The organism is Streptomyces sp. NPDC004126 (assembly GCF_050275515.1).
GTDB lineage: Bacteria > Actinomycetota > Actinomycetes > Streptomycetales > Streptomycetaceae > Streptomyces.
Genome location: NZ_JBNNPF010000084.1, coordinates 1 through 20,664 on the forward strand (window position 1 = coordinate 1; position 20,664 = coordinate 20,664).

Annotated in this window: 23 protein-coding genes; 12 read left to right on the forward strand and 11 right to left on the reverse strand. The window is 73.5% G+C overall.

Translation table 11 applies throughout. The features are described from left to right. Nucleotides 1-365: 365 nt before the first annotated feature. Complete coding sequence (locus ACQKM2_RS38605; RefSeq protein WP_427718331.1) at nucleotides 366-1,280, forward strand: DUF5829 family protein; 915 nt, start codon at nucleotides 366-368, stop codon at nucleotides 1,278-1,280. A 71-nt stretch (nucleotides 1,281-1,351) separates the two neighbouring features. Here the strand turns inward: ACQKM2_RS38605 and ACQKM2_RS38610 are convergent, their stop codons facing one another. Beyond that, nucleotides 1,352-2,263, reverse strand: a complete 912-nt coding sequence (locus ACQKM2_RS38610; RefSeq protein ID WP_427718334.1) for a LysR family transcriptional regulator — start codon at nucleotides 2,261-2,263, stop codon at nucleotides 1,352-1,354. 149 nt (nucleotides 2,264-2,412) lie between these two features. On the opposite strand from ACQKM2_RS38610, the gene ACQKM2_RS38615 reads away from it, so the two are divergent. From ACQKM2_RS38615 to ACQKM2_RS38625, 3 genes are all read left to right on the forward strand, one after another. Further along, the gene (locus ACQKM2_RS38615; protein WP_427718336.1) at nucleotides 2,413-3,465 is read left to right on the forward strand and encodes a YncE family protein; all 1,053 of its coding nucleotides are present in this window, start codon (nucleotides 2,413-2,415) and stop codon (nucleotides 3,463-3,465) included. A 71-nt stretch (nucleotides 3,466-3,536) separates the two neighbouring features. Continuing rightward, the gene (locus tag ACQKM2_RS38620; protein WP_427718338.1) at nucleotides 3,537-3,923 is read left to right on the forward strand and encodes a VOC family protein; all 387 of its coding nucleotides are present in this window, start codon (nucleotides 3,537-3,539) and stop codon (nucleotides 3,921-3,923) included. 82 nt (nucleotides 3,924-4,005) lie between these two features. Further along, a complete protein-coding gene (locus tag ACQKM2_RS38625) occupies nucleotides 4,006-4,476 on the forward strand; it encodes a hypothetical protein (RefSeq protein ID WP_427718340.1) in 471 nt (156 codons plus the stop codon). Here the strand turns inward: ACQKM2_RS38625 and ACQKM2_RS38630 are convergent. Beyond that, complete coding sequence (locus tag ACQKM2_RS38630; RefSeq protein WP_427718342.1) at nucleotides 4,470-4,712, reverse strand: hypothetical protein; 243 nt, start codon at nucleotides 4,710-4,712, stop codon at nucleotides 4,470-4,472. The genes ACQKM2_RS38625 and ACQKM2_RS38630 overlap by 7 nt on opposite strands. Nucleotides 4,713-4,961: 249 nt before the next feature. Between ACQKM2_RS38630 and ACQKM2_RS38635 the strand changes: the two genes are divergently transcribed. Then, nucleotides 4,962-5,411 carry a flavodoxin family protein gene (locus ACQKM2_RS38635; protein ID WP_427718345.1) on the forward strand — a complete coding sequence of 150 codons (450 nt, stop codon included), beginning with the start codon at nucleotides 4,962-4,964 and terminating at the stop codon, nucleotides 5,409-5,411. A 106-nt stretch (nucleotides 5,412-5,517) separates the two neighbouring features. After that, nucleotides 5,518-6,699 carry a serine hydrolase domain-containing protein gene (locus tag ACQKM2_RS38640; protein WP_427718347.1) on the forward strand — a complete coding sequence of 394 codons (1,182 nt, stop codon included), beginning with the start codon at nucleotides 5,518-5,520 and terminating at the stop codon, nucleotides 6,697-6,699. Nucleotides 6,700-6,745: 46 nt separating this feature from the next. Here ACQKM2_RS38640 and ACQKM2_RS38645 read toward each other — a convergent pair whose 3' ends face one another. Beyond that, complete coding sequence (locus tag ACQKM2_RS38645; RefSeq protein WP_427718349.1) at nucleotides 6,746-7,822, reverse strand: Glu/Leu/Phe/Val dehydrogenase dimerization domain-containing protein; 1,077 nt, start codon at nucleotides 7,820-7,822, stop codon at nucleotides 6,746-6,748. A gap of 77 nt (nucleotides 7,823-7,899) precedes the next feature. Here ACQKM2_RS38645 and ACQKM2_RS38650 point away from each other — a divergent pair, with 77 nt between their 5' ends. Next, complete coding sequence (locus tag ACQKM2_RS38650; protein ID WP_427718352.1) at nucleotides 7,900-8,358, forward strand: Lrp/AsnC family transcriptional regulator; 459 nt, start codon at nucleotides 7,900-7,902, stop codon at nucleotides 8,356-8,358. A 3-nt stretch (nucleotides 8,359-8,361) separates the two neighbouring features. Here ACQKM2_RS38650 and ACQKM2_RS38655 read toward each other — a convergent pair whose 3' ends face one another. After that, on the reverse strand, nucleotides 8,362-9,921 hold the full coding sequence (locus ACQKM2_RS38655; RefSeq protein WP_427718354.1) for an AMP-binding protein: 1,560 nt from the start codon (nucleotides 9,919-9,921) through the stop codon (nucleotides 8,362-8,364). Between the two features lie 236 nt (nucleotides 9,922-10,157). On the opposite strand from ACQKM2_RS38655, the gene ACQKM2_RS38660 reads away from it, so the two are divergent. Next, on the forward strand, nucleotides 10,158-12,500 hold the full coding sequence (locus tag ACQKM2_RS38660) for a collagenase (RefSeq protein WP_427718357.1): 2,343 nt from the start codon (nucleotides 10,158-10,160) through the stop codon (nucleotides 12,498-12,500). A 4-nt stretch (nucleotides 12,501-12,504) separates the two neighbouring features. On the opposite strand, the gene ACQKM2_RS38665 is transcribed toward ACQKM2_RS38660, so the two are convergent. Further along, entirely contained in the window at nucleotides 12,505-12,687 is a 183-nt protein-coding gene (locus tag ACQKM2_RS38665) for a hypothetical protein (RefSeq protein ID WP_427718360.1), read from the reverse strand. A 220-nt stretch (nucleotides 12,688-12,907) separates the two neighbouring features. Here ACQKM2_RS38665 and ACQKM2_RS38670 point away from each other — a divergent pair, with 220 nt between their 5' ends. Next, nucleotides 12,908-13,978 (forward strand): glycosyltransferase, encoded by a 1,071-nt coding sequence (locus ACQKM2_RS38670; RefSeq protein ID WP_427718362.1) that lies wholly within the window; start codon nucleotides 12,908-12,910, stop codon nucleotides 13,976-13,978. 12 nt (nucleotides 13,979-13,990) lie between these two features. On the opposite strand, the gene ACQKM2_RS38675 is transcribed toward ACQKM2_RS38670, so the two are convergent. Both ACQKM2_RS38675 and ACQKM2_RS38680 read right to left on the reverse strand, forming a co-directional pair. Continuing rightward, nucleotides 13,991-14,668: a response regulator gene (locus ACQKM2_RS38675; RefSeq protein ID WP_427718365.1), complete on the reverse strand. Its 678-nt coding sequence runs from the start codon at nucleotides 14,666-14,668 to the stop codon at nucleotides 13,991-13,993. Beyond that, nucleotides 14,665-15,792: a sensor histidine kinase gene (locus ACQKM2_RS38680; RefSeq protein WP_427718367.1), complete on the reverse strand. Its 1,128-nt coding sequence runs from the start codon at nucleotides 15,790-15,792 to the stop codon at nucleotides 14,665-14,667. The genes ACQKM2_RS38675 and ACQKM2_RS38680 overlap by 4 nt, the downstream gene beginning before the upstream one ends. 280 nt (nucleotides 15,793-16,072) lie before the next feature. On the opposite strand from ACQKM2_RS38680, the gene ACQKM2_RS38685 reads away from it, so the two are divergent. Continuing rightward, nucleotides 16,073-16,288, forward strand: a complete 216-nt coding sequence (locus ACQKM2_RS38685; RefSeq protein WP_427718369.1) for a hypothetical protein — start codon at nucleotides 16,073-16,075, stop codon at nucleotides 16,286-16,288. Nucleotides 16,289-16,326: 38 nt separating this feature from the next. On the opposite strand, the gene ACQKM2_RS38690 is transcribed toward ACQKM2_RS38685, so the two are convergent. Both ACQKM2_RS38690 and ACQKM2_RS38695 read right to left on the reverse strand, forming a co-directional pair. After that, complete coding sequence (locus tag ACQKM2_RS38690) at nucleotides 16,327-16,734, reverse strand: carboxymuconolactone decarboxylase family protein (RefSeq protein ID WP_427718371.1); 408 nt, start codon at nucleotides 16,732-16,734, stop codon at nucleotides 16,327-16,329. After that, a complete protein-coding gene (locus ACQKM2_RS38695; protein ID WP_427718373.1) occupies nucleotides 16,731-17,396 on the reverse strand; it encodes a class II aldolase/adducin family protein in 666 nt (221 codons plus the stop codon). Before ACQKM2_RS38695 ends, ACQKM2_RS38690 begins: the two co-directional genes overlap by 4 nt. 145 nt (nucleotides 17,397-17,541) lie before the next feature. Between ACQKM2_RS38695 and ACQKM2_RS38700 the strand changes: the two genes are divergently transcribed. Beyond that, nucleotides 17,542-17,928 carry a MerR family transcriptional regulator gene (locus tag ACQKM2_RS38700; RefSeq protein ID WP_427718384.1) on the forward strand — a complete coding sequence of 129 codons (387 nt, stop codon included), beginning with the start codon at nucleotides 17,542-17,544 and terminating at the stop codon, nucleotides 17,926-17,928. Between the two features lie 108 nt (nucleotides 17,929-18,036). Here the strand turns inward: ACQKM2_RS38700 and ACQKM2_RS38705 are convergent, their stop codons facing one another. Then, entirely contained in the window at nucleotides 18,037-18,471 is a 435-nt protein-coding gene (locus ACQKM2_RS38705; protein WP_427718375.1) for a type IV pili methyl-accepting chemotaxis transducer N-terminal domain-containing protein, read from the reverse strand. 121 nt (nucleotides 18,472-18,592) lie between these two features. Here ACQKM2_RS38705 and ACQKM2_RS38710 point away from each other — a divergent pair, with 121 nt between their 5' ends. Then, complete coding sequence (locus ACQKM2_RS38710) at nucleotides 18,593-19,324, forward strand: hypothetical protein (RefSeq protein ID WP_427718378.1); 732 nt, start codon at nucleotides 18,593-18,595, stop codon at nucleotides 19,322-19,324. Nucleotides 19,325-19,370: 46 nt separating this feature from the next. Here the strand turns inward: ACQKM2_RS38710 and ACQKM2_RS38715 are convergent, their stop codons facing one another. Further along, nucleotides 19,371-20,474, reverse strand: a complete 1,104-nt coding sequence (locus ACQKM2_RS38715) for a right-handed parallel beta-helix repeat-containing protein (RefSeq protein ID WP_427718381.1) — start codon at nucleotides 20,472-20,474, stop codon at nucleotides 19,371-19,373. Between the last annotated feature and the right edge of the window lie 190 nt (nucleotides 20,475-20,664).

The window sequence follows — 20,664 nt, forward strand, 5'->3', positions numbered from 1 at the left end:
GGAGAGGGGATCTGCCGGCGGGGGGCGGAGCGCCCCGGCCGCCTCGGCGACAACACCAGTTAGCCAGGCCCCCGGCGCCCTGGCAACGCCCCCCGTCTACTAGCCGCCCTCGCAGACCAGGACCCACGACCCGGCCCGAAACACCTGCCAGGCCCGGCCGAACCGGCTACTAACCCGGACCGGATGTGACCTGGGTCCTGTGGGCCGCCTCACCGCCAGAGCCCCCCGATATCACCCCGCGCAATCACTCGGCTCCGCTGGGGTGGGTGTCCGCCGTCACGCCCGGCTCCCGCCGTTTAATGGGCGGCAGACGTCCACCACCGCGGCCTACGATCACGCGCATGTCGCATCGTCGTGTACTGCACGTGTTAATGGTCCTCGTCGTGGCACTGACCGGTTGGGTCGGGGGTGCCACGGGAATCGCGTCGGCTCAGGAGGAAGCGCCGCCGACGGGACGCCAGCTGCTGTTCTACAACCACGCCTACGGGGTGCTCGACCGGGAGACCGCCGACGCCATCGAGCACTCCGCCTACCTGCGGCACTTCGCCAATTTCCAGGTCAGCACCACGACCGGCGCGGGCGGCGAGACCTGGACCGGCCGTTATCTGAAGGGCCGCGAGACCTACCTAGAACTGTTCGGCGTCGGTGACGTCCCCGGCCAGGACGGCACGCTCGGCGCCGGCGGGCTGGGGCTGTCGGCCGAGCGGGCCGGGGACCTGGCCACGGTCACGGCGCGCCTGCGCGACCAGGGCGTACCGAACCCGGTGGCCTTCCGCCAGACGCGCGACTTCGGCGACGGGGTGCCGGTGCCGTGGTTCGACGCCGTCTTCACGAGCGGCACGTACGACGCCTTCGGCGCCTGGGGCATGGAGTACCTGCCGGAGTACTTCGCCGACCCCCGCGGCAACACCGAGCCGGCCTCCTACCCCGGTGACGTCGGCCGCGAGCGGTACCTGTCCGACGCCTACCGCGAGCACCTCATGAAGGACGTGACCTCGGTCCACCTCGGAGTCACCGCGGGTGACCTGGCCAACACGGTGCCCCTGCTCCGGGCGGGCGGCTTCACCGTACGGGAGCTCCCCGGCGGCGGCGTCCTGGCGCTGGGCGGCGGTACGACCGTCCGTCTGGACCCGGTGGCGCGCGAGCAGGCCGGTCTGCGCCGGGTCGAGATGTCCCTCAACCGCCCGGTGTTCACCCGCCACGAGGAGCGGATCGGCCGTTCGACCCTCGTGGTCGGCCCGGGGGACCGCGCCGTGTGGACGTTCGGGGCCGCGCAGTAGGACGCCCCGAGGGGCGGATCCGACGGAAAAGGGGGGCGCCCCGTGGGCGCCCCCCTTTTTCCGTCGGCCGGTCATTCCGTGGCCGTCCGCCGGCGCGGCGGGGCCAGGACGGCGGCCGCCAGGTGGTCGCGGAACCAGCGGTGGCCCGGGTCGGCAGAGTTGCGGGGATGCCAGGCCATGCCGAGGTCCAGGGGCTCCAGGTCGAGGGGGACGGGGAACGTCCGCAGGCCCATGGCCGCGGTGGTGCCGGGGATCCAGTCCGCGAGGCTGAGTGCGACGAGGTCGGTGTCCCGGGCGAGCATCATCGCGCTGGTGTGGCTGGGCACCACGACCGCGGTCCGGCGCCGCAGGCCGAGTTCCGCGAGCGCGCTGTCGATGGGGCCGAGGCGTTTGCCGAGGCGGGAGATGCCGATGTGGTCGGCCGCGGCGAAGCGGCGGGCGTCGATCGGCCCGTCGAAGAGGGGGTGGCCGCTGCGGGCGATGCCGACCAGCGGCATCCGGGTCAGCTGCCGGGTCCGGATCTCCGGGTCCAGGTGTCCCAGGACGCCGAGTTCGACGTCCACCAGGCCCTGCCGCAGCCCGGGCCCGCCTTCCACCGCCTCCGGCAGGAAGACCACGTCCACCTGCGGGGCCTCCGCGTGGATCCGCTCGGTCAGGCTCCCGGCCAGGCCCACGAGCAGCAGGTCGGTGGCCTGCACGGTGAAGGTGCGCTGGAGGTGTACGGCGTCGAAGCCGGCGCCGGGCCGCAGCACGTTGTCGCAGCCGCGCAGCAACGCGCCGACCTCCTCGCGGAGTTCGACGGCGCGCGGGGTGGGGACAAGACCCTGGCCGGCGCGGACGAGGAGCGGGTCGCCGACGGTGCGGCGGAGCCGGGCCAGGGTGCGGCTGACGGCGGCGGGCGAGGTGCCGAGGCGCTCCGCGGCGCGGGTCACGCTGTTCTCCTGGAGCAGGGCGTCCAGGACGCGCAGCAGGTTGAGATCCATCGCCGTCCCCTTTCCGAACTGGGTCTTTGCGTATGGGGCAATGATTGGGTGTCAATCTTTGCATTGTTGCCGGACCCCTTCGGAGCGGAGGGTGGGGGTGCCCGCGAAAACGCGTGGCGTTCCCGCTTCACCCCGTTCAAGGAGCCGCTGTGCTGCAGTCCCCCCGTACCGGTCGAGAAGGCGATGTACTGGCCGTCGTCAGCCAGAGCGGACCGACGGTCTCGTTCTTCGACGCCGCCTCCGACCGGCACCTCGGCGACGTGCACGTCCCCGCCGAGCCGCACGAGTTGTGCTTCGACGCCACGCAGCGGCTGCTGTGGTGCACGCTGACGTACCACTCGGGCTACTACCACGCGAACGGCGGGCGGCGCACCGAGCTGGCCGTCATCGACCCCGACGCCCGCCGCGTCGTCGAGCTCGTCGACCTCGCCCCCGAACACGGCCCGCACGGGCTCGCCCTGGACGCGGAGCGCGGGCGGCTGTACGTCAGCGTGGAGAGCGGCGACGACCGTCCGGGCGGTGTCGTGGTGGTCGACACGGCCACCCGCCGACCGCTGGGCAGGATCGACACGGACGCGCCCGGCCCGCACTGGTTCTCCATCGACCCGGCCGGGCGGACGGGGTACGCCACGAACAAGGAGGCGCCGTTCGTGTCGGTCGTCGACCTGGAGCGGGGTGCCCTCACCGCGAAGGTCGAGGTGCCGGGCAGCGAGGGGCTCGCGGTCTCCGCCGACGGCGCGTACGTCTACGTCGCCGCGCCGTACGGCAACTTCTCGGGCGGCGGCGGGGAGCGGCCGGCCAACGGTCTGCGGGTCATCGACGCCCGGACGGCGTCCGTCGTCGACACCCTGCCCACCGAGAACGTCGTCCTCCCGGTGCACCTCACGTCGACGGGCCGGCTGCTCGCGGGCGAGCTCCGCATGGCCGCGGACGCGGCGTCGCAGCTGGGCCGCCACGCGCCGGGCCGCCTCACGGTGTTCGACGCCGAGACCCGCGAGCGGGTGGGCGAGGTGGAGGTCGGGCTGTTCCCGCTGACCATCACCTCCTCCCCCGACGGCCGGCTCGCCTACGTGTCCTGCGTCATCTCCTCCACCGTCGAGATCGTCGACCTGGAGACGCTGGAGCACCTGGGCCGCCTCGACATCGCCAAGCTCGGCGAACCCGGCGCGCACGGCCTGGCGTACATCCCCCGCCCTGCCTGACCGCCGGCCGCCGCGGGCGTATGGTCGCAGCCGGCGGGGCGTGCGGCGCCACCTGAGGGAGAGCGGGGAGCATGGTTCACGTACTGGGCAGCAGGGTTCTGCTGCGCCCCACGGACCCGGAGCGTTCGCGCGCCTTCTACGGGGACACGCTGGGGCTGGCCGTGTACCGCGAGTTCGGCACGGGCGCGGAGCGGGGCACGGTGTACTTCCTCGGCGGCGGGTTCCTGGAGGTGTCAGGGCGTGCCGAGGCACCGCCCGCGCCCGGGCTGTGCCTGTGGCTCCAGGTCGCGGACGTCCGGGCCGCGTACGAGGAGCTGCGCGGCCGGGGCGCCGATGTGCTGCGGCCTCCGCTGCGCGAGCCCTGGGGGCTGGTCGAGATGTGGCTCGCCGACCCCGACGGCGTCCGCATCGCCGTCGTGGAGGTCCCGGCCGATCACCCGCTGCGCTTCCGCGCCTGACCCCGCACTCCGGCGCCCGGCCCCGCGTCCGGGTCACGGGGGCGGAGGGAACCGGTCCGGTGGGGGTGGCATCTGGTGGGGCATGGGTGTTGCGATCTTGTTTTTCGGCCTGGCCTGCCTGGTCGGGTGGGCCATGGCCCTCGTCGGGCTGGGCTATGCCGTCTCGGTGCTGTGGCGGGGCCGGGGGCAGCGGTGGGTGCGGGTGGACGGGAGTCCGTTCGCGCGGCTGCTGCTCCCGGCCCCCGCCTACCTCCGCTTCGACAGGGCGCTCGTCGTGGGGGCGTTGCTGGCCGACCTGTGGCTGGTGTCGGCCGTCGTGGTCCTCGGCTCGGACGGCATCTTCACCGAGGAGTGGATGGGGTACCCCGGCATGATGGATCCCGCGGGGCAGGGCTACCAGGCCGAGGTGGTGGGCCTGTTGCGCTCGGCGGCCTGGTGGAGCGCCGCCGCCGCGGTCCTCGGGCGGTGCTGGACCACCGCGGTCGTCCAGCTGTCCGTACTTCCCCTGTCGGCGCTCTGGGTCGCCTCGTTCGACACCTACTACGCTCAGTAGCGGACCCAGAGGACGATGACGTCCTGGCGGGTGGAGCCGAGGGGCTCGCAGAAGAAGATCGGGCCCCAGATCCGGTACCCGGCCTGGCCGGTGGCCTGGCAGTCGGCGTACGAGGTGTGGTGGCTGCGTGCGTAGAAGCCCGGGCCGGGGGCGGCCTCGGCCGCGCCGGCGGTGCCGAGCGCGAGGGCCCCTGCTGCGGCGACGGTGGCGAGGGCGGCTGCTGCGCGACGGTACATGCATGTCCTCCTGAAAACGCCGGAATGCCCGGCAGAGTGCCTGACGATGCGATGTGGTGCGGTACGTACGGGCTGCGCAGCCGGGCACGAACGTACCGTCGCGGACAGGGCCGCACAATAGGTCTAGGCCAATACGCCTAGGCCGGTACGCCGACCCCTTTTCGGGCCCGGGTGTCACATCCGGGCCCGCTGCGCTGTCCCCTCTGCGGATCGAGCGAATCGAGAGAACCGAGAGAAGGGACCGCCCCGATGAAGACCGTCATCGTCTGCGCCTCCGTGGCGCACGGGAACACCCGCCGGGTCGCCGACGCCATGGCCCGGGTCCTGGGCGCGGCCGTCGTCTCCCCCGGCGAGGCCGACCTCGCGGAGCTGGCCGCCGCCGACCTCGTGGGATTCGGCTCCGGCGTCTACTACGGCAGGCTCCACCGCACCCTGACCGACCTGGTCCGGGAACTCCCCGACTCCCACGGGCGGGCCTTCGTGTTCGCCACCAGCGGGCTGCCCGGGCTGCGCCCGGCGCCCTTCACCCGGCCCCTGGTCCGGCGCCTCGCCGGCAAGGGCTTCCGGGTGGACGGGAGCTTCACCTGCCGGGCCCTCGACACCTGGGGGCCCTTCGGGCTCGTCGGCGGCGTCAACCGGCAGCGGCCCGACGCCGGGGACCTGGCCGCCGCGCGGGCGTTCGCCGAGCGGCTGCGGTAGTGGGGCCTGCCCCCGGGCGAAGCGGGGGGCAGCCGGATGGTCCGGCCGTACGCCGGTCCGGGAAGCTCGGCGGGTACGGGATCGGCGAGTCGAGCAGGAGCGATACGTGAGGGCACGGGTGCGGGCCGCCGCGCTGATGGCGGCTGTGTGCGCGGTGGCGGCGACGGGCGTCCTTCCGGCGTCCGCCACGGGGCGGGCGGGGGGTGCGGGAGGCACGGAGCCGGCGGGCCTGCGGGAAGCGCTCGCGCAGACGGTGGCGGACGGCTTCCCCGGAGTCGTCGCGTACGCCCGGCACGGCGAGCGGGAGACGCGGACGGCGGCCGGGGTCGCGGACACGGCGAGCGGCGAACGGGCCCGCCCGGACCAGCGGTTCCGGATCGCCAGCAACACCAAGGCGTTCGTGTCGACGGTACTCCTGCAACTGGAGGGCGAGGGGCGGCTCTCGCTCGACGACAGCGTGGACAGGTGGCTGCCGGGCATGGTCCGGGGGAACGGGAACGACGGCCGGGCGATCACCGTCCGCCGGCTCCTCAACCACACCTCGGGCGTCTACGACCCCACCAGGGAACCGGAGTTCTTCGCCCCTTACCTGGAGCGTCACGACTGGAGCCACGTCTACACCCCTCGGGAGGTGATCGCCCGGGCGGTGCGGCACGAGCCGGACTTCAAGCCCGGCGAGAAGAAGTGGAAGTACTCCAACACCAACTACCTGCTCGCCGGCCTGGTGATCGAGGCGGTCACCCACCGCAGCGCGCCCTCCGAGATCCATCGGCGCGTCCTCGCCCCGCTCGGGCTGAAGGACACGTCCTTCCCGCTGACCGATCCGGCCGTCCGCGGGCCCCATCTGCACGGCTACGACCTCGCGGGAGGCGACGTCACCCGGTTCAGCCCCTCCTACGACTGGACCGCCGGGGCCATGATCTCCACCGTCGACGACCTGGCCCGTTTCCACCGGGCGCTGTTCACCGGCAAGCTGCTGCCTCCCGCACAGCAGCGGGAGCTCCTGACCACGGTGGAGTTCGACGGCGCGCCGGCGTACGGGCTGGGCGTGCAGCGCGGGGAGGTGGCGTGCGGGCCGGGGCCCGACGCCGGGCGGGTCCAGGTCTGGTCGACGGACGGCGCCGGACCGGGTTTCCTGAGCATGGCGCTCACCACCGTGGACAACGAGCGGCAGCTGGTCTTCGCCGCCAACGTCTACGACCTCGGCGCCGACCTGAGCAAGGAGCGGCTCCCCTTCCCCCTGGGTCCGGGGCTGCCGGCGGCCCAGGCGGCGGCGCTCTGCGGCTGAGGGGCCCGGGCCGAGCGGCAGCTCCGGCACACGTCCGCGGCCCGCGTCACCCGTGGCGTTCGCGGACCCGTCGTGCGGCGAGTTCGGCGGCCGCGTCCGCTGGGGTGCACTGCCGGGTCCGGGCGGTGTGGAAGACCTGCCGGAGGGTGGTGCCGATGCCGTGGAGGCGCTCGGTCAGCCGTTCCTCGGTCTCCCGGCGCAGTTCGACGCCGGTCGCGTGGATGACTCCGCCCGCGCTGACGACCGCGTCCGGCGCCCACAGGATGCCGCGTGCGGCGAGGAGCGCGGCGGTGGCCGGTTCGTCGAGCTGGTTGTTGGCCGGGCCGGCGACCGCGGCGCACCGCAGCAGCGGCACCGTGCGGGCCGTCAGCAGGCCGCCGAGCGCGGCCGGCACGAGGATGTCGGCCTCCGTCGCGAGGGCGTCGTCCGGATCGGTCCAGGCGGCGCCCAGTTCCGCGGCCAGTTCCCGGGCGGCCGGATCGATGTCGGTGACCACGAGCCGCGCGCCGGCCCGGTGCAGGAGCCGGGCCACGTGGGCGCCGACCGCGCCGAGGCCGATCACCGCGACGGTCCGCCCGGCGAGGTCCGCCGAGCCGAGGGCCTCCTCGGCCACCGCGCCCAGTGCGGCGAGGGTGCCGCGTGCGGTGTGGAGGGAGGAGTCGCCGCTGCCGCCGTCCTCGACGGGCCGGCAGCACACCCGCGTGGTGCGTTCGCCGATCACCGACATGTCGGCCGGGCCGCTCCCCACGTCGGGGCCCGTGAGGTAGCGGCCGCCGAGGGATTCGATCACGTCGCCGATGTCGTGGAGCAGCGCCGTGCGCTCCGCGCCGGCCGGCCGGGCCGCGGTGGGCAGGGCGACGACGGTCTTCCCTCCGCCGTGTTCCAGACCGGCCAGGGCGTTCTTCGCGGTCATCGCCGCCGCCAGCCGCAGGGCGTCCGCGACCGCGGCGGCGGGGTCGGGGTAGTGGGCGATCCGGCACCCGCCGGCGGCCGGGCCGAGAGCGGTCGAGTGGACGGCGACGGTGATCGGGAGGCCGCTGCGGCGGCCGCGCACGATCTGCACCAACTCGTGGGGAGGGAAAGCGGAGTTGAGGGACAGGGCTGCTTCGAGTACGGCTGTCATGCGGCGAAGCTAGCCACTCCGGCCGCGGTTGCGGGCGTTCGCCGAACGGAATTCGGCCCGGCGGCCATAATCGCCGTATGGACGAACTTGATTCGGCGATCGTCCGGCATCTGCAGCGCGATGCGCGGCAGACCAACCGCGACCTCGCCCGCACCCTCGGGATCGCCCCGTCGACCTGCCTGGAGCGGATCCGCGCGCTACGGGCCCGCGGCGTCATCACCGGCTACCACGCCGCGGTCGACCCGGCCGCCCTGAACCGCCACGTCCAGGGGCTGATCCACTTCCAGATCCGCCCGCTCAGCCGCGCGGTCATCGAGGCGTTCAAGACGTACGCCGCCGGCCTGCCCGAGGTCAGCACGGTCTACGTCGTGACGGGGGGCGACGACATGATCGTGCACGTGTCCGTGCCCAGCGTGGACTACCTGCACGGCTTCCTCATGGACAAGTTCACCGAGCGCCGCGAGGTCGTCGGATTCCGTACGTCCGTGATCTACCAGCACGCCCACAACCAGGTGCTCGAACCGCTGGCGCCCTGACGGTCAGGAGGCGCCGGCCGGCGCGGCGGCGCGGCTGCGGAGCAGCTTCTTGTCCGGCTTGCCCACGTCGGTCAGGGGCAGGGCGTCGGCGAAGACGATGCGGGCGGGCTCGTACATGGCGCCCTTCCTGTCGCGCACCAGGGCGCGCAGCTCCGCTTCGCCGACGTCGCCGCCCGGTGTGCGCACGACGACCGCGTGGACCCGCTCGGTGCGGTTGGCGTCGGGGACCCCGAGCACCGCGCTCTGCCGCACCTGCGGATGGGAGTTGAGCACGTCCTCCAGCTCCACCGTGTACACGTGGCCCCCGACCACCACGATCATGTCCTTCAGGCGGTCGACGATCGTGAGGTAGCCGTCCGCGTCGACGAACCCGATGTCGCCGGTGTGCAGCCAGCCGTCCCGCAGCACTTCGGCGGTGAGTTCGGGCTGCTTCCAGTAGCCCTGCATCACGTGCGGGGAGCGTACGCAGATCTCGCCGTGTTCCCCGGCGGGCAGGTGCCTGCCGTCGGGGGCGCGTACGGCGACCTCGACACCGTCCAGGATCTTCCCGGCGGTGCGCAGGAGTCCGGGTCGGGCCGGGTCGTGGTCCTCGGGGGAGAGCATGCTGATCCCGCCCGCCTCGTTCTGCCCGTAGAACTGGTTGAGGACGGGGCCGAAGCGCCGGACCGCCGCCGTGAGGCGGGCCGGGGAGGAGGCGCAGCCGCCGTAGGTGAGCAGGCGCAGGCTGGAGGTGTCGGTGCGGTCGACGTCGGGGTGGTCCATCAACTGGTAGAGGAGCGGCGGCAGCAGGAACGTGTGGGTGATGCGCTCGCGCTCGACGGCCGCCAGTACGGTTCCGGCGTCGAAGCCGTCCAGGAGGACGACGGTGCCGCCGCCGTGCAGCGTGCTGTCGGCCATGAGGCCCGCCGCGTGCGCGAGGGTGGTGCACACCAGGGTCCTGACCTGCTGCTCGTCGGACCAGACCGGCCCGGCCGACACCCACTGCCGGAAGGTGGTGCAGATGGCTTTGGGGTGGCCCGTGGTGCCGCCGGTGTGGCGGATGGTGCAGATGTCGTCGGGGCGCGCCGCACCGGGCAGGGCCGCGGAGGACTCCCCTGCGGCGAGCTCCACGAGGTCCGGGCCCGGGCCGGTGCCGCTGCCGGCGCCGGCGCCGAGCAGGAGTACGCGTTCCAGCGGCACGCGCCGGGCCAGTTCGGCGGCGCGGTCGCGGTGGGCGGGGTCGGCGATCAGGGTCCGGGTCTCGATGTCGCGGAGGATGTCGGCGTGCACGTCGGCCGAAAGGCCCGCGTAGAGGTGGTTGACGGCGCAGCCGAGGAGGCCGGCGGCGTAGCGGGCCGCGATCGTCTCGGGGAGGTTGCCGGAGAGCAGGGTGACCGTCTCACCGCGCCGCACCCCCTGGGAGTGCAGCGCGCGGGCCGTGCGGTGCACGAGGTCCCGTATGTCACCCGCGCTCAGGCGCCGTTCCCCGTGGACTAAGGCCTCCCGGCCGGGTTCCTTGCCGAGGGAGTCGAGGATCTCTTCCACGTGGCTGCGGAAGTGTCCGGTGATGTCGTCCATGTCCATTCCTATTGGTTGACTTGAGCAACTAGCGGGAGCGTAGCGGTCGATGATCCACTGACCCAAGTCCGGGCGCCGACATCCGGCCAACACCGGCGCGCGCGCCCGCGCTTCGACTCCGCGGGCGGGGAATCCCGTCAGGGGTCTTCCGAAGTGGCCCGACCTGTGCAATTTTACATGTCACATGTCAACAGCCTGGTGTCCCCAGCACCCGGCCCCAACGGCCCCGGAGGCCCCCACAGATGCACCCCTTCCGGATATCGAAGGCAGGCGCGCGCAGACTTCCCGCGCTCGGCGCGGCCGCCTTCATCGCGCTCGGCCTGCTCACGCCGCAGAGCCACGCCGCACCCGTCGGCGCCGCCACCGCCCCGGCCGGCGCGCACGCGGGTCCCGCCTCGGCCCCGGCGCCCCGGTCGATCCCCGTCCCCAAGTCGCCGGAGGCGATGGGCAACGGCTCCCGCCTGCGGATCTCCTCGCAGGACGGCACCGAGGAGTCGCGCCCGGCCCCCGCCCCCGCGGCCAAGCCCGCCAAGCCCGCCAAGGGCGACAGGCAGTCGTCCTCCGCCGCCGCCGGGAACGAGTGCGGCGACCTCTCCGGGGTGATCAACGCCACGGGCGGCGCGCTGGTGCAGCAGCTCAAGGCGCTCCCCCAGATCACCTGCACCTACCCGCTGTTCGGCCTCACCGGGGAGAACGCGCGCAAGGCCTTCAACGAGGCCCAGATGGTCACGGTCGCCGGCGCGCTGCGCGACGCTTCCGCCGGCTACTCGGGCGACAACCGCGCCGCCATCGGCCAGTTGGTGCTGTTCCTGCGCGCCGGCTACTACGTGCAGGACAACAACGGGGACGTCGTCGGCCCCTACGGCACGGCGCTGGACGCCGCGGCGCGCGGCGCACTGGACGCCTTCTTCGCCTCCCCGCGCAGCAAGGACGTCACCGACGCCAACGGCGAGATCCTCAACGAGGTCGTCACGCTGATCGACAGCACCCACACGGCCGGCCGGTACGCGGGCGTCGTCAAGTGGATGCTCGGCGGCTACGACGGCACCTGGCCCGGCCAGATGGACCTCGCCATGCAGCACGTCGAGTGGGTCGTCGAGAACGGCTTCAAGGCCAAGAACGACGGCCGCGGCTGGCGCGCCGCCCTCAAGGCCGACCCCGCCATCCTCGACACCTGGGCCGGCTTCATCACCCGCAACGGCGCCCAGCTGAACCGCCTGGACGTCGTCAGCAACGTCGGCCGCCACCTCGGCAACGCCCTCGACGTGCCCGAGCTCAAGGACCGGCTGCGGCCGCTGCTGAAGGACCTCGTCAACCGCTACCCCAACGTCGGCCCCACAGCGCCGATCACGATGAACCTCGGCTGGTACACGCGCCAGTACGACAGGGGCAACTGCGCGGCCTACGCCATCTGCGACCTGGGTGAGCGCGTCCTCCCGGCGATCCTGCCGACCCAGCACACCTGCACCCCGGGCCTGAAGATCCGCGCCCAGGACATGTCCCCCGGCCAGTTGTCCGGCACCTGTACCAGCCTGGTCAACCAGGACGCCTACTTCCACCGGATCATCGGCGACAAGGGCGCGGTCCCCGGCGACCTGAACACCAACCTGGAGGTCGTCGTCTTCGACGACTACACCAACTACTCGCTGTACGCCTGGGCCATCTACAACATCGACGTCGACAACGGCGGCATGTACGAGGAGGGCGACCCGGCAGCCGCCGGAAACCAGGCCCGCTTCATCGCCCACGAGGCCCAGTGGCTGCGTCCGGCCTTCCAGATCTGGAACCTCAACCACGAGTACACCCACTACCTCGACGGCCGCTACAACATGGCCGGGGACTTCGAGGCCGGCATGACCACGCCGACCATCTGGTGGGTCGAGGGCATCGCCGAGAACATCTCGTTCGGCTACCGGGGCGAGCGCAACGCCGACGCCGTCGCCGAGGCCGGGAAGAAGACGTACAAGCTCAGCGAGCTGTTCGACACCGTCTACGGCCAGGACGAGGACCCCCAGGTCAACTCGAACCGGGTCTACCGCTGGGGCTTCCTCGCGGTCCGCTACATGCTCCAGGCACACCCCGCCGACGTCCAGACCGTCCTCGGCAAGTACCGGGCCGGTGACTGGAACGGCGCCCGCACCTTCCTGAAGCAGACCATCGGCACCGGCTACGACGCCGGGTTCGCCACCTGGCTGACGACGGCCTGCGCGACCGACGGCTGCGGTCCGCTGCCGGACGCGGCCCCGGCCGTCCCGCTCTGCACCGCCGCCGACCCCCGCCAGTTCGACGGGAACTGCCGCCGGGACGGCCTCGCGGCCACCGCGGGCAACTACAGCCACCACTTCGTGTACCTGCCGGCCGGCGTCAAGCAGCTGACCATCACCAGCAGCGGCGGCAGCGGCAACGCCGACCTCTGCTACAACGGAAGCACCTGGGCCACCACGAGCAGCCACCAGGCGAAGTCCGCCAACGCCGGCAACGGCGAGACGCTGACGATCGACAACCCGCCGTCCGGCTGGGTGTACTTCAGCCTCGCCGGCGCCCAGGACTTCAGCGGCGTGAGCCTCTCCACGCAGTCCAGGTGACCGGCTAGTCGCGGGGGCGGCGCTCCTGTCGCCACCAGCCCGGGCCCGGCAGGAGCTTGCCCAGGGCGAGGGCCGCGAACAGGAGCGTCGTGGCGGCCACGGTCCACCCGAGTACGCCCAGGCCGGCCGTGGCCAGCACCCCCGCCGTCCCCGCTCCCGACACTCCCGCCGCCACCGGTCCGTACATGCTGGTGCTCCTTCCGATCCGTCCGTCGAACGGGGCCCATGCTCGTCGGCGGCGGCCCCGTCCGCGTCCGCCCGAGGAGGGCAGCGCGCCGTACTCCCCCGGCGGGAGCGGGATGCCTCCGCAGGAGTACGGAGCGCGTCGGCGTACGTCCCGGCGCCGATGCCGGCGGGCTCCGGCGAGGGGAAGCTGAGCGGCATGCCGCCAACCGGAAGGCCCGTACATGGAACTGGTCGCCCTGATACCCGCCCACGACGAGGGCGCGCACATCGCCCGGACCCTGGACTCGCTGCGCCGACAGGTCCGCCGCCCGGACCGGGTGATCGTGATCAGCGACAACAGCACGGACGACACCGTCGCCGCCGCGCGGCGCGCGGGGGCCGAGGTGTGGGAGACGCGGGACAACACCGCGATGAAGGCGGGTGCGCTCAACCAGGCCCTGGACCGCCTGCTGCCCGCGCTCGCGGACGGTGACGCGGTCCTCGTCATGGACGCGGACTCGGTCGTCTCCACCGCCTTCCTGTCGACGGCGCGGGCCCTGCTGGAGGGCGACGGCGCGCTCGGGGCGGTCGGGGGCGTCTTCCACGGGACGACGGGCGGGGGCCTCCTCGGCCAGTTGCAGCGCAACGAGTACCTCCGCTACGGCCGCGACATCGCCCGGCATCCCGCCCGGGTCATGGTCCTCACCGGTACCGCCTCCGTCATCCGCGTCAGCGCCCTGCGCCAGGTCGCCGCCGAGCGGGGACGCGGCCTGCCCGGCACACCCGGCCGGGTCTACGACACGCTGGCCCTGACCGAGGACAACGAGCTCACCCTCGCGCTGAAGACACTCGGCTGGAGGCTGGCCTCCCCGCCGCGGTGCCGGGTCACCACCGAGATCATGCCGTCCTGGTCCGACCTGTGGCGCCAGCGCCTGCGCTGGCAGCGCGGGGCCGTCGAGAACCTCCGCCACTACGGCCTGACCCGCACCACCGCCCGCTACTGGCTGCAGCAGGCCGGCATCGGCTTCGGGGTCGTCGCGCTGTCCTCGTACTTCCTGCTGTGCGCGCTGACGCTGGTGTACGGGCAGTGGAGCTGGAACCCGTTCTGGCTCGGGATCGGCGTCCTGTTCATGGTCGAACGGGTGGTCACCGCCTGGGCCGGTGGTACGCGGGCGCGGCTGCTCGCCGCGGTGCTGCTGGTGGAACTCGTCTACGACGCGGTGATCCAGGCGGTGTACGTGCGCGCGCTGCTGGACATGGCGGCCGGGCGGGCGGCCGGCTGGCACCACCCGGGGCAGCGGGACGCCGCCTGAGCCCGGGGCCGCTCAGCCGTCCTGGGGCCGTCCGGGCCGCAGCAGGCCGCTCTCGTAGGCGGTGATGACGAGTTGGGCGCGGTCGCGGGCGGCGAGCTTGGCCAGGATCCGGCTGACGTGGGTCTTGGCGGTCAGCGGGGACAGGACGAGCCGTTCCGCGATCTCGTCGTTGGACAGACCCCTCCCGATGAGGGCGAGGACCTCGCGCTCCCGCGGGGTGAGCGCGTCCAGGCCCACCGGTCCGGCCTGCGGCTCGGGCACACGGCGTACGGACTCCTCGACGAGGCGGCGCGTGCGCTCGGGCAGCAGCAGGCTGTCGCCGGCTGCGACGGCCCGGATCGCCGCCAGGAGTTCGACCGGGGCGGTGTTCTTGCCCAGGAAGCCACTCGCGCCGGCCCGCAGCGCGGCCAGGACGTACTCGTCGTGCCCGAAGGTGGTCAGGACCACCACCTTGGTGCCCGCCAGCTCCGGATCGCCGCAGATGGCCGAGGTGGCGGCCAGGCCGTCCACGCCGGGCATCCGGATGTCCATCAGCACCACCGCGGGACGCAGGCTGCGCGCCAGCCCGACGGCCTCCCCGCCGTCGGCGGCCTCGCCCACCACGGCGAGGCCCGGCTCCGAGTCGATGAGCGAACGCAGGCCCGCGCGGATCAGGGCCTGGTCGTCGGCGAGCAGTACGTCGATCGTCATGGTGCCTCCGTGGGGATACGGGCCGAGACCTGGAATCCTCGGGCGGTCGGGCCTGCCTCCAGGGTTCCGCCGGCGGCCTGGACACGTTCCCGCATGCCGCGCAGTCCCAGCCCGGTGCCGCCCGCGCCGCCACCCCGGCCGGCCCCGTCGTCCTCGACCACCACGCGGAGCTCGCGTTCGCGGAACGCGAGCCGGACCCGTACCTCCGTACCGGGGCCGGCGTGCTTGACCGCGTTCGTGAGCGCTTCCTGCACCAGCCGGTAGACCGTCGCGCCGATCACCGCCGGCACCTCCCGGGGCGTGCCCTGCCGGCGCAGGCCGATGCGCAGGCCTCCGGCCCGGGCCCGTTCGAGCAGGGCCGGCAGCTCGGGCAGTCCGTGCACCGGGCCGGTGGGGGGTACGTCGTGCTCGGCGGCGCGCAGCAGGCCCAGGGTGGTGGCGATCTCCTCCAGGGCGGTGTCACTCGTCGTGCGGATCACCTCGAGGGAGCGGTGGGCGGCGGCCTCGTCCCGGCCGACCAGGTGGGACGCGACCCCGGCCTGAACGTTGATCAGGGCGATGCTGTGGCCGATCACGTCGTGCAGTTCCTGGGCGATGCGCAGCCGCTCCTCGCCCACCCGGCGCAGGGCCTCGCTCTCCCGGGTCTGTTCCGCGCGCCGGGTCCGCTCCTCGGCGGCCTCGCGCAGGGCCTTCTGGTTCTGGACCGCGACGCCGATGGCGGCCGCCGCGACGAACCATCCGAGCTGGGTGCCGTTGCGCAGCGTGAACGACGGGATGTGGCGGGTCAGCTGCACCACCCCGGTCACGGAGACCACGGCTGCCAGTGTGCAGGCCACGGCGGTGCTCACCGGGCGTGACGCGCCGACCGCGAAGAGCGCGACCAGCAGGGGCAGCGCTCCCGGGAAGACCAGCCTGGTGAGGTAGAGGGAGACCAGGGCGGCGGCCGCGGCCGCCGCGAACACCCCGACCGGGTAGCGGCGGCACCAGGGCAGCACCACGCACCCGGCGGCGGCCGAGGCCGTCTCCGCCCATGTCGGCGCCCGCCCCTCGGCGAGCCCTGGCAGGGTTGCCACCAGCGCGAACAAGGGGACCACGGCCAGCCATACCCGACGCCGTCCTGCCACGGGACGACCCTAGACGCCGGCCCCGGTCCGGCCGTCGTGAACACACCCGGCGCGGACGCGGCCGTACCGCGCCGGGGGTACTCCCCGAGCGGTACGGCCCGGCCCGGGGTGACATCCCGGCGCGGACGCCGCCGCCCCGTCCGGCGGGGGACCGTGAGGGGGTTCGGCGCCGCTCGACGGCGCGTCCTTCCAGCCCAGCGGAGTGCGACCCATGACGGCTACGGCTTTTCGACCGGCCTGCTCCCCGACCGCGCGGCCTGCTTTTCCCTGGTGCGTCACGATGCCCATCCGGGACGGGCGCGGCGCGGACGCCCGGACGGGTGTGCAGCTCTTCGTGGTCTCGGCCCACACGCCGCGCGCCGCCGTGGCCGCGGCCTGTGCGAAGGCGTTCTCCCGGGAGGCCAGGCGCCACCGCCGGGACTTCCGGATCCTGCTCGACGTGGCGGTGGCGGAGCGCTGGGAGCCGGAGGAGGGCCCGTGGGCCGGCAGCCGGTGACCGGGGTACCGGCTGCCGGGCGTGCCGGCCCGCCCCGGTCAGAGGGGGGCCGACGCGTCCGCCCCCGCCAGGAGCTCGGCGATGATCTCGGTGCCGAGTGCGTACGCGGGGACGCCGGCGGTGATGAGCGCGGTCTCGGCGACGCCGACGAGGTCGGCCATGGCGGCGCCGGCGTGCAGGGCGCCCTGCGCGTGGATGCGGGCGGGGTGGGCCCGGCCGAGGGCCAGCAGCTGCCCGAAGTGGACGAGCTGCTGCACCCGCGCTCCCAGCGGGCTGTCCGTCAGCACGATGTGCCGCAGGGCCGCGAGGGCTTCCTCGGTGGGCAGCCGGCCGAACTCCTCGGCCAGGCGGAGCCGGTCCTGCACCCCGCCGGGTACGGCGCCGAGGGTGGAGCGGTAGCGGTCGCGTACGGCTTCCGCGCGGGAGGCCTGCGCGTCCGGCGTCACGAGGCGACCCGGGCGGCCGCGGCGCGGACGGCTTCCTGGGCGCCCGGGGGGAAGTCGACGGCTCCCCCGATCGCCGCGGCGGCGATCTCGGCCTCGGCGCTCTCCTCGATGGCGACGACGAGGTGGGCGGTGGCCGCCGCGTCCGGGCCGAACACCAGCAGGCCGTGGTTGGCCAGCAGGACCGCGGCCGTGGTGGGACGGCGTTCCAGCACCTCGGCGATGCCGCGTACCGACACGTCCGATCCGCGCGGTCCCCAGGGGACCACGGGGATGTCCTCGGCCTGGCCGAAGCGCAGCATCGGCTCGGTGCGGCAGGGCAGGGGCCGGTGGGCGACGGCGAAGGCGGTCGCGGAGGGCGAGTGGGTGTGGATGACGGCGCCGACCCGGGGGCGTGCCCGGTACACCGCGCTGTGCATGGCGATGATCTCGGCGCTGACGGACTGCAGCTCGCCTTCGAGGACTTCTCCGTCGAAGCCGACGGTGGCGAGCTGTTCGGGGCGCAGGCCGCGGACGAAGCCGGGCGTCAGCAGGAGGCGTTCGCCGTCGAGCCGGGCGCTGAGGTTGGCGTGTCCGGAGTGGGACATCACCCCGGCGGTGAAGAGCTGCTCCGCGGCTCGTGCCAGCTGTTCGGCCCGCTCCTCGCGGATGTGCGTGTCGTTCATGGCGCATCTCCAAATGTGCTGCCGGCGGGCGCTCGTTCGCCGCCGTCCACGTGCCGACCACTCTTCAACTTGAACTAAGGTTCAAGTCAAATGCCGGGACGGCGGCCGGAGCCGGCGGCCCGGGGAGGAGGGGCGGAACGTGCGCATGACGATCGGCCGGCTGGCCGAGATCACCGGGGTTCCGGCCTCGGCCATCCGGTACTGGGAGCGTCACGGCCTGCTGCCGCAGCCGGAGCGGGTGAGCGGGCAGCGGCGCTATCCGCCGGAGGCCGCCGAGCGGATCACGGTCCTGCGCAAGTGCCAGCAGGCCGGTCTGAGCCTGGTGGAGATCGGCGAGTTCCAGCGGGAGCAGCCGCAGCGGGAGGCGATGATCCGCGCCAAGATCGGGGAGATCGAGCAGCGCATGGTCGATCTCGAACACGCCCATCAGCTGCTGACGCACGCCCTGCGGTGCGGGGAGGAGGACATCGTCAGATGTCCGAAGTTCCGGGAGCAGATGGCGGCGTGGGAGACGGCGGCTCCGGCCCCGTAGCCGGGCGGTGGCCGTCCGGACGCCGGACCGGCCCGGCCCGGCACGTCGTGTGCCGGGCCGGGCCGGGCCGGGTCGGGTCGGGTCGGGTCGCCAGGGGTCAGCGTGCCGTCAGCACTTGAGTCCGGTGGCGGCGGCGGTCGAGGCCTCGTCCAGCTTCTGGATCTGCGGCTGGAGCTGGGTGAGGGCGTCCTTGCCGGTGGTGTCGCCCGGCAGGTTCTCGTAGCCCTTCTTCAGGTCCTCGGCGGCCTGCTTGACCGCGTCCTGCTCCGCCTGCTTGAGCTTGGAGGCGTTCTCCTTGACGTTGCTCCAGTCCTTCTGGACGGCTTCGTAGGCGTCCTTGACCTGGTCCTTCGTCGCGGAGGCGGGGTTCATGGCCTTGAGCTTGGCGTTGTCCGACTTGAGGGCGTTCAGGTCCGTGCAGAGGTCCGCCGCGGCCTGGGTGGCCTGCTCGGCGGCCGAGTTGTCGTCGCCGTTGTCGGAGCAGGCGGCGAGTCCGAACACCGCGCTGACGCAGAGCACGCCGATCACGGGGAATCGCTTCATGGGAGACCTTCCTGGCAGGGGCAGAACGGAGGTACGAGACATTTCGTGACGCAATGCAAAACTAAACAGGGAGGGGGTGCCGCGCATCCGTACGACGACCGTTCGATACCTTGACGGGGCCATGCCCGAGAACACGACCGTGCGCGAGCTGTGGGACAGGACCCACCGGGCCCTGCTGCCCTGGACCCGCGTACCCGCGGACGAACTGCACGCCCGCTCCCTGGAGGCGGTGACCGCGGCGGTCGCCCTGCTGTGGGGCGGCTGCGACGACGCGCTCCTCGACGCGCCGGCCACCGACGCACAGGTCCACGCGATCGTCGCCGCTCGGACGGCGTACGGGTTCGGCTGGCGCGACGCGGTGCTCGGCGACGTCGCGGCGGACGCGCGGGCCGCGGGACTGGGCCCGGGCCCGGGCGGCCTGTGGGCACCGGCCGGGCGGCGGCACCTCGGCCGGGGGCGGGCGCTGCGGCCGACCCTCCGCGAGGACCTGGAGTTCTTCGCGCGGCATCCCTGGGCCACGGAGCTGGAACACCTCCGGGCCGTCCGGGACGCCGTCGAGGCCTCCCCGGCCGATCCGCGCGCCGCCCTCACGTCGCTCTACCGCACCGCCTGGACCGAGCGGGCCGCCGAGCGCCCGGGGTGGGACGACGCCGGCTGGTGGCAGTACCTGTACGTCGCCGAGCTGACGGCCTGGGCGGTGGTCGCGCTGGGGCTGCCCGCACAGCACCCGGCGGACGCGGGAACGGCGGCCGAGGACGCCGCCGAGGCGGTGAGCCCGTACGACTGGACCTGGCGGGGGACGGGCCTGCCGGAGGGCTTCCCCGACGCGGCCTTCGAGGCGCTCGGCCTGTGAACAGCGGTGGCCCTGCGGCGCGTTGAGCGGTGACCGGGTGTACGCGCTAGCGCGGGGTGGTGGTCACCGTCGCGGTGAAGCCGTTCTGCTCGAACGTACGGATACGGTCTCCCGTGATCTTCGTGATCTTCACCTGGTCCAGCCGTACGGTGGTGTCCACGACCGTGGCGATGGCCGCGACCCCTCCCCCGCCGCCCCGGACGGTGTCCTTCACCGCGGTGAACCTGCCGTCCTGGAAGGCCATCGCGAAGTAGTCGTTGTCGACGAAGGTGTTGTGGCCGGTCTCCATCACGCCGAAGGCGTACAGACCCAGCTGGTTGCCGACGAGGCGGTTCTTGGTGACGGTCACGCCCGTGTTGGCGAGGATCCCGGCGTGCTGGACGTCGAAGAAGAAGTCGGGGCCGCAGCCGGTGTCCGGTGCGCGGCAGGCGTTGTCGCTCACGGTGTTCTGCTCGGCCCGGCCGGTCGCCTCGACGAACTCGATGCCGTCGGTCGAGATGGTCTTCTGCCCGGTGACCACGTTGCGCAGCAAGGTGGCCTTCGAGGCGTCGCTGAGCACGACGATGCCCGCGCCCTGGTAGTCCGTGATCCTGGAGTCCCGGATGTCCGCCGACCCCGCGCCGGGGAAGTCCCCGATGAGGACGGCGTTGGCGCTGCGGGGGCAGGGGGCCATCGGGGTGTCCTTGATGTGGGTCACGGCCGCGTGCCTGAGGTCCAGGTGCGCCCCGCCCAGGACCCGGATGCCGGCCCCGAGCGCGCCCTCCTCGCAGGTGCCGGAGCCCGGCCCGCTCACCGTGAGGCGGGAGACCTTGACCGACGCCGCGTTGCCCAGGGAGAGGATCGAGTTGAGCCCGTCGGGGCCGGCCACCAGGTGCTCGGGGGCGAGGATGGTGGTCCGGCCGGCTCCCGCCCCGGTGAGGGTCAGGTTCTTGTGGACCGTCACCTGCTCCCGGTACACGCCGGGGCGCAGCGCGATGCGGTCCCCGGGGTGCGCGGCGTCCACGGCGGACTGGACGGTCGGGTACGCGGCCGAGGGGACCACCAGTTCGCGCGGCTGCGTCGCGGCGGACGAGGGGGCGAGGGAGCCGAGGGCCATCGCGGCCAGCAGCGTGCCGAGGGCCGCCGCACAACGTGAGCGTAGGGGGTTCATCGCGTTCTCCTGCCGGGGGGAGGGCCGCCGGCCGCGGCCGGTTCGCACAGGGCCACCCGAGCACAGGGCGGGCGGGATCGGCGGGGGCCGTGCCGCAGGGTGGGCCGTCCGGAGCAGCGGGACCACACGGCGAGGCGGGAGGGCGCCCACCGTCCGGGCGCCCTCCCGGCCGGCGACCCGCCCAAGCGCC

Bases quoted from the DNA above. Each gene is read 5' to 3' on its own strand.
- ACQKM2_RS38655 (WP_427718354.1), bottom strand. From the start codon at position 9,921: ATGGACATGGACGACATCACCGGACACTTCCGCAGCCACGTGGAAGAG.
- ACQKM2_RS38660 (WP_427718357.1), top strand. From the start codon at position 10,158: ATGCACCCCTTCCGGATATCGAAGGCAGGCGCGCGCAGACTTCCCGCG.
- ACQKM2_RS38625 (WP_427718340.1), top strand. From the start codon at position 4,006: ATGGGTGTTGCGATCTTGTTTTTCGGCCTGGCCTGCCTGGTCGGGTGG.
- ACQKM2_RS38705 (WP_427718375.1), bottom strand. From the start codon at position 18,471: ATGAAGCGATTCCCCGTGATCGGCGTGCTCTGCGTCAGCGCGGTGTTC.
- ACQKM2_RS38630 (WP_427718342.1), bottom strand. From the start codon at position 4,712: ATGTACCGTCGCGCAGCAGCCGCCCTCGCCACCGTCGCCGCAGCAGGG.
- ACQKM2_RS38685 (WP_427718369.1), top strand. From the start codon at position 16,073: ATGCCCATCCGGGACGGGCGCGGCGCGGACGCCCGGACGGGTGTGCAG.
- ACQKM2_RS38635 (WP_427718345.1), top strand. From the start codon at position 4,962: ATGAAGACCGTCATCGTCTGCGCCTCCGTGGCGCACGGGAACACCCGC.
- ACQKM2_RS38665 (WP_427718360.1), bottom strand. From the start codon at position 12,687: ATGTACGGACCGGTGGCGGCGGGAGTGTCGGGAGCGGGGACGGCGGGG.
- ACQKM2_RS38610 (WP_427718334.1), bottom strand. From the start codon at position 2,263: ATGGATCTCAACCTGCTGCGCGTCCTGGACGCCCTGCTCCAGGAGAAC.
- ACQKM2_RS38710 (WP_427718378.1), top strand. From the start codon at position 18,593: ATGCCCGAGAACACGACCGTGCGCGAGCTGTGGGACAGGACCCACCGG.
- ACQKM2_RS38715 (WP_427718381.1), bottom strand. From the start codon at position 20,474: ATGAACCCCCTACGCTCACGTTGTGCGGCGGCCCTCGGCACGCTGCTG.
- ACQKM2_RS38675 (WP_427718365.1), bottom strand. From the start codon at position 14,668: ATGACGATCGACGTACTGCTCGCCGACGACCAGGCCCTGATCCGCGCG.
- ACQKM2_RS38695 (WP_427718373.1), bottom strand. From the start codon at position 17,396: ATGAACGACACGCACATCCGCGAGGAGCGGGCCGAACAGCTGGCACGA.
- ACQKM2_RS38620 (WP_427718338.1), top strand. From the start codon at position 3,537: ATGGTTCACGTACTGGGCAGCAGGGTTCTGCTGCGCCCCACGGACCCG.
- ACQKM2_RS38650 (WP_427718352.1), top strand. From the start codon at position 7,900: ATGGACGAACTTGATTCGGCGATCGTCCGGCATCTGCAGCGCGATGCG.
- ACQKM2_RS38700 (WP_427718384.1), top strand. From the start codon at position 17,542: ATGACGATCGGCCGGCTGGCCGAGATCACCGGGGTTCCGGCCTCGGCC.
- ACQKM2_RS38645 (WP_427718349.1), bottom strand. From the start codon at position 7,822: ATGACAGCCGTACTCGAAGCAGCCCTGTCCCTCAACTCCGCTTTCCCT.
- ACQKM2_RS38670 (WP_427718362.1), top strand. From the start codon at position 12,908: ATGGAACTGGTCGCCCTGATACCCGCCCACGACGAGGGCGCGCACATC.